At 46.0% G+C, this 15432-nt stretch carries 11 protein-coding genes and 1 riboswitch; all 11 genes read right to left on the bottom strand.

Translation table 11 applies throughout. From position 1 onward, the window contains the following. Positions 1-74 precede the first annotated feature (74 nt). Positions 75-1763, bottom strand: coding sequence for a DUF1002 domain-containing protein (locus MUB50_RS00250; RefSeq protein ID WP_118623578.1), 1689 nt, complete (start codon positions 1761-1763; stop codon positions 75-77). 247 nt (positions 1764-2010) lie between these two features. Next, positions 2011-3114, bottom strand: coding sequence for an ABC transporter ATP-binding protein (locus MUB50_RS00255; RefSeq protein WP_118623576.1), 1104 nt, complete (start codon positions 3112-3114; stop codon positions 2011-2013). 3 nt (positions 3115-3117) lie between these two features. After that, complete coding sequence (locus MUB50_RS00260) at positions 3118-4137, bottom strand: FecCD family ABC transporter permease (protein ID WP_244791356.1); 1020 nt, start codon at positions 4135-4137, stop codon at positions 3118-3120. A 97-nt stretch (positions 4138-4234) separates the two neighbouring features. Then, entirely contained in the window at positions 4235-5380 is a 1146-nt protein-coding gene (locus MUB50_RS00265) for an ABC transporter substrate-binding protein (protein WP_118623574.1), read from the bottom strand. Continuing rightward, positions 5377-6378 (bottom strand): hypothetical protein, encoded by a 1002-nt coding sequence (locus tag MUB50_RS00270; protein WP_244791358.1) that lies wholly within the window; start codon positions 6376-6378, stop codon positions 5377-5379. Before MUB50_RS00270 ends, MUB50_RS00265 begins: the two co-directional genes overlap by 4 nt. Before the next feature lie 121 nt (positions 6379-6499). Then, positions 6500-7789 carry a sirohydrochlorin cobaltochelatase gene (locus MUB50_RS00275; RefSeq protein ID WP_118513176.1) on the bottom strand — a complete coding sequence of 430 codons (1290 nt, stop codon included), beginning with the start codon at positions 7787-7789 and terminating at the stop codon, positions 6500-6502. Positions 7790-7950: 161 nt separating this feature from the next. Continuing rightward, positions 7951-8125: riboswitch (cobalamin riboswitch) on the bottom strand. Between the two features lie 402 nt (positions 8126-8527). Beyond that, the gene (locus tag MUB50_RS00280; RefSeq protein ID WP_118513177.1) at positions 8528-9907 is read right to left on the bottom strand and encodes an NAD(P)/FAD-dependent oxidoreductase; all 1380 of its coding nucleotides are present in this window, start codon (positions 9905-9907) and stop codon (positions 8528-8530) included. A gap of 122 nt (positions 9908-10029) precedes the next feature. Next, positions 10030-12306: a DNA internalization-related competence protein ComEC/Rec2 gene (locus MUB50_RS00285; protein WP_118623570.1), complete on the bottom strand. Its 2277-nt coding sequence runs from the start codon at positions 12304-12306 to the stop codon at positions 10030-10032. Between the two features lie 35 nt (positions 12307-12341). Then, a complete protein-coding gene (locus tag MUB50_RS00290) occupies positions 12342-13298 on the bottom strand; it encodes a GerMN domain-containing protein (protein WP_118623568.1) in 957 nt (318 codons plus the stop codon). Positions 13299-13308: 10 nt separating this feature from the next. Continuing rightward, a complete protein-coding gene (locus tag MUB50_RS00295) occupies positions 13309-14739 on the bottom strand; it encodes a sensor histidine kinase (protein ID WP_244791360.1) in 1431 nt (476 codons plus the stop codon). 3 nt (positions 14740-14742) lie between these two features. After that, a complete protein-coding gene (locus tag MUB50_RS00300; RefSeq protein ID WP_118513180.1) occupies positions 14743-15432 on the bottom strand; it encodes a response regulator transcription factor in 690 nt (229 codons plus the stop codon).

Consider the following 15432-nt stretch of genomic DNA (forward strand, 5'->3'; position numbering starts at 1 on the left):
GCACGACAAAAAAATACCGCAGCAGAGGTTGTTTTCTCTGCTGCGGCGTATTCATCTCTTTTTCTGCTGATCTTTTATTCTGCTGCGGATTCCTCGGAAGCGTCCGTGTTCTCGCCGTAAAGACCTGCCAGATATTTCATGGTTTCTTTATAAAGTGTCTGCTTATCTTCCTGGGGAACATCTGCAAGAATAGCAGCTGCCACGTCTGTGGCATCTGTGTCATCCTGGGAACTGTCAATACCGAACAGCTTCTTCAGCTTCTGATCCATCATATTCAGCTCTGTACTCTGATATTTCTCTGTACCATCTGCCTCATAGGATTCTGTACCATCCTTCAGAATGTCATAATAATCCTTCTCAACAGTTTCTGCCACACTCTTCGCTGTCTGCTCATCCAGTATTACAGTTGCCACTGCCTCTGTATCTTCCGTTGCAGCAAGAAGGGATTCTGCATCGCCCTCATACTCGCCTTTTACAAAGAGGACAAATTTGTCATAATTGTTCTTTGCTTCTTCGCTGAGCACAGAAGTATCGTTTTCTGCACTGTCTGCCTGGTCTGAGCTGTCTGTACTTTCTGAAGATTCTGTGTCTTCTGTTGCTTCCGGGATTCCGGTTTCATCGGATGCACTATCATCTGTGCTGTTCTCGTCAGAAGCACTTTCGTCTGTGCTGCTCTCGTCCGATGCACTATCATCTGTGCTGCTCTCATCAGAGGTACTTTCGTCTGTGCTGCTTTCGTCCGAGTTTTCCTCATTGCCATAGGTTCCGTCGTCGGTAGCATCCGGAATTCCGGTCTCATTGCTTGTATCCTGAGAATCTGCTCCTGTTTCTTTCTCAAGACCCGGGTCTTCTGTGGAGCTCTGGATCACATCGTCCCCAAGAATGCTGTCATTTACATTGTTGACGATATCATCTGAAGAATCTTCATCCACATCTACGGTGTCATCACTGCTCTCTCCATCCAGTGTATCATCAGAGGAAGAGGCCTGGCCTGTGGTATTGGCATCTACCTGCTCCAGTGTTTCCTTCACATCATCATAATTGTAATCCTGCTGTGCGATCTGTCCCAGAAGAGACACGATCCTGTCAATATCGTCCTGGCTTATGGAAATATTGTTCTGCTCAGCCACATTGATGACAATATTCTGGATTTCATCTGCATTCTGTACTCCGTTCTGGATCACATCCATCTTAGACTGATTTACAACTGTTGTCGCCTCATTTTTACCAACCTTATCTGCAAGTTCACCGGTGGTTACGATCTCCTGGTTGGCAAGCTTCGTCTTGGTCTCATCCAGCTTCTCTCCACTGGCCTTCTCATATGCCATCTGAATACCGGTAAGTGCACCTGTTCCGGATACTTCCATCGGGCAGGCAGCAACTACTTCACAATTCTTCACACCGGATGTGGAAAGTGTGGTTGCGATCATATTACCTGTCACCCAGTTCAGATTTGCTGTGCGGACCTTGATCCCGCCGGACTGTGTAGGCTTCACATAAGCACAGCTCAAAGTTCTGGAACCGATCTGGGACTGTGGCGCGATATTATCCAGGTGTTTATGCTCATCCTCATTTGTAATGGTCATCACCTGCACCTGATCGGAACTTACATTAAAATATTTCATCATTGTCTGCTTCTGAGCATCCGTAAGATCTGCTCCAAGTGTTACTACCTTCGATGCATCTGCAAATACGGGATTTACACTTCCTGCCACAAGGCATGCACTGCAGAGCAGAGCTGCGATCATGTTTCTTTTTTTCATTGATCTTCCCTCCATATATTTTTTCGAATTGATTGTATCTGCTTAACTTTTGCGGTGTAAAGCGGACATTCATCTCCATTACTTACATCTCCACGAATGTGAGCGCTTCACGATCTGTCATTCTTGTTGTATTATAACACAGCTGCAGAAATATTTGTAATTTATATTATATAAAAAAAACGCTGCCGGAAATTATATCTCACATTTCTGACAACGTTTTATCGCTTTTCACTTTTTCCCAGCGAACTTATCTGATCCTGTTTAATTTTCCGGTTTCTTTTGCTTTTTTCAACAATTCCCGGTTTTTTTCATTCATGATACCAAAATCCTTCAGCGGACAGTACACTTTTTCACATTTTCCCATGAACTCCAGCGCTTCTTCAAAGGCTGACTCTGAAATGCATTCAAAAGGCTTCTCCGTGATCACTTTTGCAGCCAGTTCTTTTGCCACCTGATAATCTGCATCATTGGTATGGAGAACTCCGGTCACAAAAGGAATCCCCTGTCGCTGCAGTTTCCGGTATACCGGAATCCCACTTCCATTTCCTCCGATCACAAATACCTCCGGTTTTCCGGCCGGAGGTTCCATTTCCACGCAGCCGAATTCTGCATTATAGCTCCCACGGGTGATGCCATAAAGTTTCCGAATATAATCTGAGGTAAAGATTTCCTCCGGTGCACCATATTTCTCAATGTGATCTCCATGAACACAGATCACCTGGTCAGAAATCTTCTGGGCAAGATCCAGCTCATGAAGGGACATGATCACCGTCATCTGTTTTTCCAATACCATCTTCTTCAAAATGGCAAGAAGCTCCAGCTTATGCCGGATATCCAGGAAGGAGGTCGGCTCATCCAGGATAATGATCTCCGGTTCCTGGCAGATGGCGCGTGCCAGAAGGATACGCTGTCTCTGTCCGTCACTGATGGCTGTAAAATCCCGGTCCTTCAGATCCCAGGCGTGAACCATCTCCATAGCGCTTTTAACTTTTTCCTTGTCCTCTGCGGAAAGTATCCCAAGAGTTCCGGTATAGGGATATCGTCCGGTGGATACCACATCCTCACAGGTCATAAGCTCCGGGCGCATGCGCTCGGTAAGTACTACAGCCAGTTTTTTTGACACTTCCCTGTTGGTCATCCGGCTCATCTGTTCATGTTCCAGATATATCGTTCCACTGATCAGAGAAAGCTGTCTTGTGATACTCTTCAAAATAGTAGATTTTCCGGCACCGTTGGGACCGATCAGTGTCAGGATCTCTCCTTTATTCAGCTGAATATTGATCTCTTTGATCAGTGGTTTTCCATCATAGCCTACGGTCAGCTGATCTGTATAAAAAAAATATGATTTCATCGTTTATATCCTCTGCTGTCTGCGAATCATGATATAGATAACTACCGGTGCCCCGAAAACTGCCGTCACAGAACTGATGCTCAGCTCCGTCGGTGCAAATACAGTTCTTGCGATCAGATCACAGAACAGGCAGAACACTGCACCGCCCAGAAAACAGGCCGGGATCACAAGCAGCGGTCTGGCAGTCTTCAGGAGACTTTTTGCAATGTGAGGCACAGCGATCCCCACGAAAGAGATTGGCCCTGCAAAAGCAGTCACACAGGCAGAAAGAATACTGGAAAGCAGGATCAGAAGTATCCTGAAAACCTTGATATTAACTCCCATATTCTGCGCGTAAGTCTCCCCCAGCTGATAGGCGCTGATCGGTTTTGACATAAAAAATACGATCACCATGGTAAGAAGTACCACAACAGCCATAGTCTGCACATTCCCCCAGGTCATACCGGAAAAGCTTCCCAGTGACCAGTTGTGAAGATTGACTATGTTGGAATCATCTGCAAAGGTCACCACAAAGTCTGTGATGGCCGAACAGATATAGCCAATCATAACACCACTGATGACCAGCATGGACATGTTGTGGACTTTTTTTGCCACAAGGAGCACAAAGCCCATGGAGATCATTGAGCCCGCAAAAGCAGCCAGGATCATGGCACCGGAACCGATGGACACCGATCTGCTTAAAAAGAAGATCATCAGAAGCGCCACGATCAGCTTGGCACCGGAAGAGATTCCCAGTACAAAGGGTCCCGCGATAGGGTTGTTAAAAAAGGTCTGCAGCAAAAATCCGGAAACAGAAAGTGCTCCGCCAAGGATGATCACTGCCAGTATCCTGGGAAGACGGATCTCCCAGACGATATTATAAGAAATTTCATCTCCCTGATGCCGGAATATGATGTTCAGGATCTCCTTCACAGAGAGGTGGATACTTCCGGAATTTACATTCCATATAAATAAAAAGATCAAAAGTACCGCAAGGATCACAAACGAGACCCCGTATCGGACTGCGCGTTTTCTGTCATTCATTTTTTCTGGTACACTCCTCTTCTGTTTTGTTATCATATCCTTTCGTTTCCTGCTCACAGGTGGAAACCGGCAAAGGAGTTAAAGCGAACACTGGAATTTATTTCAGTTTATGCATATAGGTCAGCTCATCCAGAAAATCATCATCTGTAGTCAGCATGGTGTGGATATCCTCGATCATGGTTCCAAGTCCGGTGGTTTCCTGGAAAAGATTTTTGCCTGTGCACCAGACATTTCCGTTCTTCACTGCCTTGAAATCTGCAAGAAGCTTACTTTTGGAAAGAAGCTCATCAATGGTCTTAAGTTCCCCGTCGATCGTACTGTTGTAGATGATATAGTCTGCATCCTTCGCCTTGGCATAAAATTCTTCCATCTGCATATTCATGGTAGAAAGAGCATTGTCATTTACTCCCGTATCCTCCGGAACATAATTTCCTCCTGCGAGGGAAATCATTTCCGAAACATAGTCGCCGCTTTTTCTTATATTTACCGCACCTACGGAGTTGATATAAAAGAACGCCACGGTCTTGTCTGTTTTATCTGCGGTGAGAACCTTATCCAACTTGTCCGTCTGCTCTTTGAATACCTTTTCTGCCACATCTTCTTTTCCCAGAAGAACTGCGTAAAGTTTCATCCACTCGGTTCTTCCAAGAGGATGACTCTCATAGCTGGAACGCTCTACCATTACAGGGATCCCGAACTGCTCCAGCTTCTCCTGTACCTCCGGATTGTGATGGATCATGGTGGATTCAATGGCAAGATCACAGCCCTCGTTCAGGATCAGCTCGTAATCCGGAGCACTGTACTTGCCGGCATAGATCATCTTTTTCTGTTCCATGGCGTCCTTTGCTTCCTGGATATACCATCCGTCTTCCTTGGTTCCGGAAAGCTTGATGCTGTCAATCCCGTCGATAGCGCGGAAAAGATCCATGGCCGAGGTTGCTACCAGATAGATATTGTTTATGGGCTGCTGCAGAACCGCAATGTCAGGATCCAGCCCCTCCGGTGCTTTCCTGCCCTCGGGAACTACAAGAAACTGTCCTTCCTGATCAATGGTGAGCAGCGCATAGCCATCGTTGTAGTAATCCACATTAAATTCCTTTGCGTAGGAAAGATCCATACTGTGGTCAAAGGTAAGGCCTGGAATATCCGCAGGCTTATGTTCTGTCTCTGCTGCCTGCACTGCAAAAGCACACCCCAGGATCAGGGTCAGCGTCAGAAATATGTATGAAATTATTTTTTTCATTTTTCTTCCTTTTTCATACTTGAAGAATCAAAATTCAGAGTATACTCAATCTCGTGAGGCGTACTCATGGCTACAGTATCTGCAGTCACTTCCATTTCTGCATCAAAGACAGTGACCGGGATCTCAAATGTGGAGTTTCCGTCTTTGTTCACCGGCTCATATTTTTCGCCGTCCACGATCATATAATCATAATTCGGACTGCTCCAGATGATGGTTGCCGTAGCTTCTTTGTCCTTGATCTCTACTTTGGCCGGAGATTCTACAGATGCTCTTCCTGATCCGCCTGTAAGGGTTACATCAGTCTCATAGGTTCCATCCTCCAGCTTCAGATCTTCCGGCTTTTTCCCTTCGGATTTCTTGTCGTCAGAGGTTTCTCCATCTTTGGACTCATCTGACTTTTCTGCTGTCTTTTTGTCAGAGGCAGCTCCTTCTTTTTCTGTATCGTCCGCTGTTTTTTCAGCAGTATCCTCTGTTTTTACAGGATCCTTTACGCTGACTTTATGGTCGTACCATTTGCCTTTTTCTCCCAGGATCGCCACGTTAAATTCCTCACCAATGGCCGATACCGGGATATCAAATCCGTAAACCTCTTCTGTATAACCATCGCTGTACTTAACTGTATCTGTGGTCGGATCGATAATCTCTGCTCCGTCCTTCTGGGCATCCTCGGCAGTTCCCGCAAACAGGTTAACGATCTTCTTGGAAACCAGACTTACGTGGATGGTCATTTTACCATCTTTGACCGTGAGTTCTCCTTTTTTGTCATTGGCCTCATTTACATGAAACATGCTGCTGTCTGTATCAAACTCTGCTGTATAAACGCCATCTTCCAGTGTATCTGCTTTGTCTGCATCCGTATCCTTTTCTCCGGAAGTTTCTGCTTCCTCACCGGACTCGGTTTTTGTTTCGTCTGTTTTTGCCATCGCAGGCACAGAACCCAGCACCAGGACTGATGCACTTGCCATTGCAAGAATTAAGTTTACATAGCGTTTTTTCATGATAATCTTCTCCCTTCCATAGATACAGCAATCTGCCCGGAAAACAGTCTTCCTGATCTTTCCGGGCAGTTACATTGATTTCTTATAGGTATCTGAACTCACTCAGATATTTTTGTATTTATTATTCTGCGGACTCCTCAGCAGAATCAGCCTCTGTATCTGCTGCATCAGAATCTGCGGATTCATCAGTGCTTCCCAGAGAATCGATTGCTGCCTTTGTATGCTCTACATAAAGCTTCTCAACGGCTTCGATCCTTCCAAGACCCTCGATCTGGCAGTCAACCTTATCGAAGTTTCCGGATGCTACAAACTGGCTCTTCCAGGAATCCTCATCATCACCGGCCATATCGTTGTTTGCATGGTCTCCGGCAACAACCATCAGCGGACGAAGAACAACGTTCTTGTATCCTGCTTCTTTTACTTTCTCGATAACCTTGTCGCAGGCTGTGTCTTCCGGCTCACCCTCTACAGTACCGATGAATGCGTTCTTGAATCCAAGGTCTTCCATCTGTGTCTGCATCTGATCGTATGTAATATTAGCTGTATGGGATGTTCCATGTCCCATAAATACGAATGCTGTACCAGCCTCAGCTGCTGCATCCATACTGTCAAATCCTGCCTCTTTGCAAGCCTCATCTGTGATCGCCTGAGCAACTGCTTTCTTGTCATCGTTGATCACTGTTGCATCATCTCCAACCTCGCCGAGCATTGGCTCTGCGATAGCTACAGACTCGAATTTATCTTTATATTCATTGATCGCTTCTGTCATCTCATCGTACTCAGCACCGTGCATCAGGTGAGTAGGCTGTACAACCAGGTTCTTAACACCATTCTCTACTGCACGGTCAAGAGCCTGCTGCATATTATCGATCACTTCATCATCTCTTGCCTCTACATGGTTGATGATGATCTGTGCTGTAAATGCTCTTCTTACAGACCAGTCCGGATAAGCTTCTGCAAGAGCATCCTCGATTCCCTTGACATCCTCTGCACGGCTGTCATTGAAGGAAGTACCGAAGCTTACAACAAGAAGCTCATTCTCACCGATCTCATCCTGGTTACGCGGATCGTCCTTGGAAGCATCTCCTGTGTCACGTCCAAAGTAATCCGGATCTGCATTCTCACCCTCTACCAGCTCTTTCTGAGCGTCTGTCAGAGCATCCCATGCTTCTTTGGCTGCCTTGCAGTCCTCATCTGTTGTGTCGTTTCTTTCCTGTACATAGATCTTGTCGATCAGAGCTGCTACATTATCTGCTGCTTCCTGATCTGCATCGGAAGCCTCTGTGGTATCAGCTGCCTCAGCGTTCTCTTCTGTAGCAGAATCCTCTGCTGCCATTGCTGTTGTAGCTGCACCCATAGAGCATGTCATGGAAACTGCGAGCATCAGAGCTAACATTGTTTTTCTTTTCATTTCTTATTGTCCTCTTTTCATGTATTTCCAGAATACTGATATGTACAAAAAACGGCAGCTCTCTGCGGCTGCCTGCTCACACATGATTCTCTGCGCAATACAAATACATAAAAAGAAGTTCTGTATTGTTATGGAGAATACAGATTCGTAAACCGCGAACCCTTGAATCTCGCAATAAGGCAGTTCTCCTGACTTGGTTCCACGCTGCTTTCCCTTCCCGGTCTCCCAGTGGTTATAAAAGCAGCTCCCCTTTCACAGTGACGGTATCGTTCCGGATTCTCACCGGATTCTCTTTTGCACATCCGACTGGATGCAACCTTATCGTTATAACATTTGCACATATTTTCTTTTATCTGGTTATCTAATTTTTACCACAAACTCACAAATTTGTCAAGATTGATGTCGGACGATTCACGGTTTTCTGTGACCTTCAGTTACTGTTCACTCCGTTCTCAGTAACACGCTTCGCGATGCACAGAATTTATGCTGATCGCATAAATTCGCGCGGTATGTCTCGGTTTTTCTGTGACCTTCGCTCACAAAAAACACCTCGCGGGACATTACCAGTGAACAGTAACGACCTTCACTCACAAAAACAGCCCCTTTCTGTCATCACCCTGATATCAGAAAAGGACTGTTTTGCTCATAATCGATAAACTGCTTCGCAGTTTATCTGGTTAAACGGATATTCGCAATCCGCTTCGCTACTTGCTCATAACAGATAAACTGCTCTGCAGTTTATCTGTTAAAATACTTCTGCTCCAGGTATCTGGCTACGTAGATTCCGCTGGCAGATGCATGGGAAAGAGAGTGTGTCACACCGCTGCAGTCTCCGATAACAAAGAGACCCTTGTGGCAAGTTTCCAGATTTTCGTCGATCTCAACCTCCATGTTGTAGAATTTAACCTCCACGCCATAAAGCAAAGTATCGTCATCCGCGGTTCCCGGTGCGATCTTGTCCAGGGCATAGATCATCTCGATGATGCCATCCAGGATACGTTTCGGCATAACAAGGCTTAAATCTCCCGGTGTCGCAGAAAGTGTAGGTGTTACGAAGCTTTCCTCAATACGGGCTTTTGTGCTTCGTCTTCCGCGGATCAGATCTCCGAACCGCTGTACCATAACACCACCGCCAAGCATATTGGAAAGTCTTGCAATGCTCTCACCGTATCCGTTGCTGTCATGGAACGGCTCTGAGAAATGCTTGGATACCAGAAGGGCAAAGTTTGTATTGTTGGTATGCTTTGCCGGATCTTCGTAGCTGTGACCGTTTACTGTGATGATACCGTTGGTATTTTCATTCACGACAACACCTCGCGGGTTCATGCAGAAGGTACGGACCATATCCTCAAACTTCTCAGTTCTGTAAACGATCTTGCTCTCATAAAGCTCATCTGTCAGACGGCTGAAAACCTCTGCCGGAAGCTCCACACGGACTCCGATGTCCACACGGTTGGAAAGAGTCGGGATCTTAAGCTCTGTACATACAGTTTCCATCCATTTACTTCCGCTTCGTCCTGCGGAGATGATACAGTAAGTTCCCTCGTAACGCTCATCGCCTACAACAACTGCGTAACCATCTTCTGTTTTCTCCACTTTATCAACAGATGCGTCAAAATAGAAATCCACATGGTCTTTCATTTTTTCATAGAGGTTCTGCAGCACCACATAGTTGATATCTGTTCCCAGATGACGGACTGATGCATCCAGAAGATGCAGGCCATTCTGAAGGCAGAGCTTACGAATCTCACTGTTTGTGGTGGAATAAAGCCTGGTTCCTTCACCGCCATGCATCAGGTTCAGTTTATCTACATATTCCATCAGCTCTGTGGCTGTATCCTTGCCGATATGCTGGTACAGAGTTCCGCCAAACTGATTGGTGATATTATATTTTCCATCGGAAAAAGCACCTGCACCGCCAAATCCCTTCATGATCGCGCAGGTTTTGCAGTGGATACAGGATTTTACTTTCTTTCCGTCGATGGGACATTTTCTTTTTTCCAGAGGATGACCTGCTTCAAAAACTGCGATCTTTTTCTCCGGATCATTATTCATCAGTTCATAGGCTGCAAAGATCCCACCGGGACCTGCCCCTACGATCAGTACATCATACTTCATAAATAAAAACTCCTTATTTTGTATTGCACATTTTCAGTGCTTTGTTTTTGCACAAACCCTGTCTATTCTACAACAAACGTGTTCAAAAGTCACCGTTTTTTTTCGGTTTTGGAAAAAAATCCTCAATCCTTCCGGAACCTTCCGATCTTAAGCTTTTTTCCATCTGTTTCCACAGTGATAGCACCGTTTTTCATGGTGTATTCCACCTGACTTCCGGCCTCTTTAAGCCGCTCTACGGTTTCCGGTGACGGATGTCCGTAGGTGTTGGCGGAAGAACAGGAAATGATCGCCACTTCCGGCTTTATTTTCTCAAGAAATGCTTCTGTGGTAGAATAACGGGAACCGTGATGTCCCACCTTCAGACAGTCAACATCCTCAAGCACCCCGGCTGCCAGAAGCTTTTTCTCCGTATCTGCACCGATATCTCCGGTAAAAAGCATCCGGAATTCTCCAAAAGACAACTTCATCACCATTGCTTCCTCATTCACATCTTTTCCCGCAGCATTTTTTTCCGGCCACAGAACAGAAAAAGATACCCTTCCGCAAAGCAGCTCATCTCCCTTTTCTGCTGTCACTACCTTAACTCCGGCAGTTTTTGCTGTCTCTGCAAGCTCCCTCCACGCATCTGGTCTTTCAACCCAGGCAGGCAGGATCAGATATCCGGCCCGGATGGTTGTGAGACCTTTTCCCATATATTCCAGAAGTTCCTTCACACCGTTGATGTGATCCTGATCTGTATGAGAAATAAAAATCCCATCCAGCCAGGAAATCCCCTGACTTTTCAATGCCGGCAAAAGACAGTATCTTCCAAGGTCCGACTGGCTGCTGCTTCCTCCGTCGATCAGAAAATGGTGATCCTCCGGGGTCTCCACAAGAATACCGTCCCCTTGTCCTACATCCAGGCAGATCACCTTCAGACTTCCTGCCGGATGATATCCCAGTATCAGGATTCCGACTGCCAGAAAAATACCGGCTGTTATCCGGATAGCATATAGCTTCCGGCAACCTGCTTCCGACCGCTCCCCTGATAGCTCCGTTTCCTCACAGACTGCTTTTTTCTTCCGGCGCTGTTCTTTTATATACTGTCCCATAAACAGAACTGTGATCAAAAAACCATAATATACCAGGATCTGCCATATTTCCGGCTCCCCTCCGATCCAGGTACTCCATCCCGACCTTCCTGCCAGACTGCAGAGATATTCATAAAAAAGCAGCAGTACCCTTGCCGGCAGGAGCACCAGTTTTGCTGCGGGAATACTGAGAATCCCCAGCAGCAGCGCCGCCATTCCTCCAGTCAGCACTACCCCCACACTTGGAAGCACCAACAGATTCAGGATAAATCCGGCAATAGAGACTTCTCCGAAAAACTTCAGCATCACCGGCAAAGTCACAAGCTGAAGAGCTATAGGACTTACCAGTGCCTTTGTCCATTTTTTCTCCGCTCCTGCAAGGGCACAGATCTTTTCCGCAGCGAGCCCCATTCCCAGAACACAGCCAAAGGACAGAAGAAATCCGCTGTCCAGGAGATAGGCCGGAGATTCCACAAGGATCATCATGGCAGTTACGGAAAGAGCACTCATCATATCATAGATCCGTCCGGTGATCCTGGCTCCCATGGCGATCAGAAACATAGTTACTGCACGCATGGTGGAAACACTCCCTCCGGTCATGATCCCATACTGCAGCATCACTCCCAGAGAAAAAATCCCGGCAGGCCAGATTCCCAGTCCCATCTTCTTTAGAAGGTTGTAAAGCCCCATTCCCAGAATACTGATATGAAGTCCGCTGATGGCAAGGATATGTATGATTCCGGCCAGCTGATAGCGCATCTGTGTTTCCGGATCCAGTTCCTGTTTGTCTCCAAGCGTCATGGCACAAAAAACAGGCGCATCTTTTCCTGCTGCTTCCTTCAGGATCTGTCTGCAGCTTTCTTTTATCTCCAAAAGGAGCTGCCTGTAGCCGGAATACACGGCTGTTTTCTTTTGGAGCACAGCGTTCTTCATGAAATAATAAATATGACGACAGGCATAAAAGTGTTGGCTATCAAAGCCCCCCGGATTCGCAGGACCTTCCACTCTTTTCAGCGTTCCCTTGACCAGGATCCGCATTCCCGGTTTCAGATCTTCTTCTTTTTTGAGAAATATTCTTACATTTTCAATTGGAAATTTTTTTGACTGATGGATAAGATATGTTTTTTTCAGATAAACAGACTGGGAAAATTCTGTGTTTTCATACTGTTCCACTTCCCCGCAGATCATGGAACCAGGATGCGCTTCGATCTGCTCCTGCACATTTACCGGAAGGGGATTCCCCCTGATCAGAGGAATCCCCATAAGCTCCAGCGTGCCAAGACTCAGCACCATAAGAAAACACAAAAGACACATCGGCCTTTTCACCATAAATGTTCTCCCGTTTTCTGATATTTTGAAATGTTTTATTTTTTCTGTTCTTTTTTAGCCTTTGTGTGTGCCAGCAGGCTGTCGTTCCACTCATAGAACTTATAAAGCTGCATGTTCTGGCCAAAGGTCACTTCCTTGTTTCCTTCGATGGAAATCTCAACTTTGTCCATATCTGTTGCCGCGATCAATGTATTTACCACCGAATACACGGCAACCTGTTCCGAAACATCCAACGCATAATCCTGAAACACAGAATTATAATCTACATAGCAGATACCGTTTGCTCTCGTCAGGGAAAGTACCTCTGAATTCTCCGGTATTGTAGGATAATGTCCTTTTTCCAGCGGACCTCTTGCAAGCTGCTCCAGAACCACCGTAGCTTTCGGAAGATTTCGTCTGTAGCGGACACTTCTCTGTTCCGCTACCAGTTTATCTCCGTTTTTGTTTGTGAAATACAGAGTAAAGGTGTCATAACTGTACACATCCCCATCGGAGCCGGAAAACTCCACAAAGGTGTCGTTATTCATGGCTCCCACTTCTTCACCCCTGGTATCTGTCAGTGGCTTTTTACCCACACAGATCTCAACGGACTCCACTCCTGGAACCTGCAAAAAGATCTTCACTATACCTGCCCGCACCAGAAGTTCCCTGGTACGTGACATTTTATCATAGGCCTCATTGAATTCTATGTTCAGGACTCCATCCTGTATGGAATAAGAAGAAATCTTTACCCCCTCCGGAAAAAGTGAGATTCCGTTTTCCCTGGTCTCTCGGTTATTCAGACTCTCGGAAAAATTGCGCAGCATCACTTCTGTTGTTTCCTTCTCCGGAGTATATTTTTCTTCTTTCAGTCTCGTTTCATCGCTGTTGATATAATAAAATCTATACTGCTGTTCTTCGTTTTTATTTCTTCCCGACAAACCTATAAAAGCAACCAGACCAAGAAGGATGCAGGCAGCGGCCACACAGATGATCAAAATCGTTTTTTTCATTCTGTACCTCCTAGGACGGGATATAGGACAGTGGGATCTTCACGGTAAATGTGGTTCCCTCGCCCTCTTTGCTGGATACCTTGATGATTCCATGATGCATGGCTATGGAACTTCTTGTAATGGCAAGTCCAAGACCGGTTCCGCCGATCTCTCTGGAATGGGATTTATCCACACGATAAAAACGCTCAAATATCCTTTCAATGGAATCTTCCGGTATTCCCAGGCCGGAATCTGCAACCGTTACATAGAAATCCTTATGATCCGCATCCAGTGTTACGCGGACCCATCCCTCATCTACATTGTATTTGATACCATTTTCGACCAGGTTACTGATGGCAAGGGTAAATTTCACCTCATCCACATCTGCGGTTACCGGTCGGAACGAATCCAGGATCAGGTCAATCCTTCTCTGATCTGCAATAGGACGGAGACGCTTCAGAATATTCTCCAGCAGCTCATTGATATTCATATTACTGATATTCATATCTGCTGCTTTTTTGTCCATTTTTACCAGGGAGAGCAGATCGGTGATGATCTTGTTCTCTCTGTCAATCTCTTCTGTGATATCAGAAAGAAATTCCTGATACAGTTCCTCCGGAACCCCCTGCTGTCCTACCAGCGAATCCGCCAGAACCTTCATTGAAGTCATAGGTGTCTTCAGCTCATGAGACACATTGGATACAAACTCCTGTCTGGATTCATCCAACGTCTTCATTCTGGAAAGCATCTTGTTAAATGCATCTGTGATCAAAGCTGTCTCTGTATAATCCGGTACCGAGATCTCCTCATTCTGATATCCGTCTGTAAGGTCCTCGATTGCTTTCGTTACCCTGGCAAATGGCTTCACCAGGATCGTGGAAAGAATATAACCCAGAAAAATGGCCAGCACTACAATGATACCGATGATCAGAATCCCTTTCTGCTCCAGTTCATGGATGGTTGCTGTCACCTCACTGGAAGATGCCATGATCATCATGGCACCCTGCACCTGTTTTACATCCGGACTTTTTACCGGAACTGCCAGGATCAGCTTCTGGCTGTCAGAGTCATATTGGTAGGCATCTTCTCCTCTAAAACAGTTCAATACTTTCTGAGAAACCAGAGTCCTGCCCTCATCCACACCATAGGTATCCTTGATGATCCTGAAATCCCTGTCTACAATGAGAATCCTGCCACCATAGCTGTTGGACAGTAATTCCAGCTTGCTGTTCACCGTCTGAGAGCTGGTATCATTCAGATAATTCTCCTTGATCAGCAGGTCGCACATGATGTCACAGATATTCTCCATGCTCTGCACACGGTTGGCAATGGCACGGTCTTCATAGTTGGCAATGACCATTTCCGTTACAATGACACTCGGTACGATTCCCAGTATGATCAGGATGATCAGAATACGAAAGCGGAGACTTTTAAAAAATTTGCCGTTCTTTTTGATCTTCACAGGTTATGCCTGGAAATAGTATCCCACACCCCATTTGGTGTGTACATATTTCGGCTCACTGGGATTGGCCTCGATCTTTTCTCTCAGGCGGCGGATATGTACATCTACGGTACGGACATCTCCCGGATATTCATAGCCCCATACGATATTCAGAAGATTTTCCCTGCTGTATACCTTATTCGGATTGAATACCAGAAGCTCCAGCACATCAAATTCCTTGGCTGTGAGATTGATCTCTTTTCCGGAGATAAATACGCGGCGTCCTTCGCAGTCCAGCTTCAGTTCTCCGACTTCCACAGTCTTGGCCTTTTCCTGCTTCTCCTGTTTGCTGCCTGCACGGCGGATGATTGCCTTGATGCGGGCTTTGACTTCCAGGATGTTGAAAGGCTTGGTGACATAATCATCAGCTCCGTATTCCAGACCCAGGATCTTATCCATATCTTCTCCTTTTGCTGTAAGCATGATGATCGGAACATTGGAAAATTCACGGATCTGCTGGCATACCTCAAGACCGTCCATTTTGGGAAGCATCAGGTCAAGAAGGATGATATCGTACTCTCCTGCTTTTGCTTTTTCCAGTGCTTCCTCTCCGTCATAGGCACAGTCCACTTCCATTCCGTCCTGCTCCAGACTGAAGCGAAGTCCCTTGACAATCAGTTTCTCATCATCTACTACCAATACTTTCCTGCTCAT

Origin of the sequence: Blautia sp. NSJ-140 (assembly GCF_022868965.1) — a bacterium.
Classification (GTDB): Bacteria; Bacillota; Clostridia; order Lachnospirales; family Lachnospiraceae; genus Blautia_A.

Excerpts from the sequence above, each read along its gene's own strand:
- MUB50_RS00260 (WP_244791356.1), bottom strand. The coding sequence starts at position 4,137 with ATGAATGACAGAAAACGCGCAGTCCGATACGGGGTCTCGTTTGTGATC.
- MUB50_RS00300 (WP_118513180.1), bottom strand. The coding sequence starts at position 15,432 with ATGAGCAGGAAAGTATTGGTAGTAGATGATGAGAAACTGATTGTCAAG.
- MUB50_RS00265 (WP_118623574.1), bottom strand. The coding sequence starts at position 5,380 with ATGAAAAAAATAATTTCATACATATTTCTGACGCTGACCCTGATCCTG.
- MUB50_RS00280 (WP_118513177.1), bottom strand. The coding sequence starts at position 9,907 with ATGAAGTATGATGTACTGATCGTAGGGGCAGGTCCCGGTGGGATCTTT.
- MUB50_RS00255 (WP_118623576.1), bottom strand. The coding sequence starts at position 3,114 with ATGAAATCATATTTTTTTTATACAGATCAGCTGACCGTAGGCTATGAT.
- MUB50_RS00290 (WP_118623568.1), bottom strand. The coding sequence starts at position 13,298 with ATGAAAAAAACGATTTTGATCATCTGTGTGGCCGCTGCCTGCATCCTT.
- MUB50_RS00250 (WP_118623578.1), bottom strand. The coding sequence starts at position 1,763 with ATGAAAAAAAGAAACATGATCGCAGCTCTGCTCTGCAGTGCATGCCTT.
- MUB50_RS00270 (WP_244791358.1), bottom strand. The coding sequence starts at position 6,378 with ATGAAAAAACGCTATGTAAACTTAATTCTTGCAATGGCAAGTGCATCA.
- MUB50_RS00285 (WP_118623570.1), bottom strand. The coding sequence starts at position 12,306 with ATGGTGAAAAGGCCGATGTGTCTTTTGTGTTTTCTTATGGTGCTGAGT.
- MUB50_RS00275 (WP_118513176.1), bottom strand. The coding sequence starts at position 7,789 with ATGAAAAGAAAAACAATGTTAGCTCTGATGCTCGCAGTTTCCATGACA.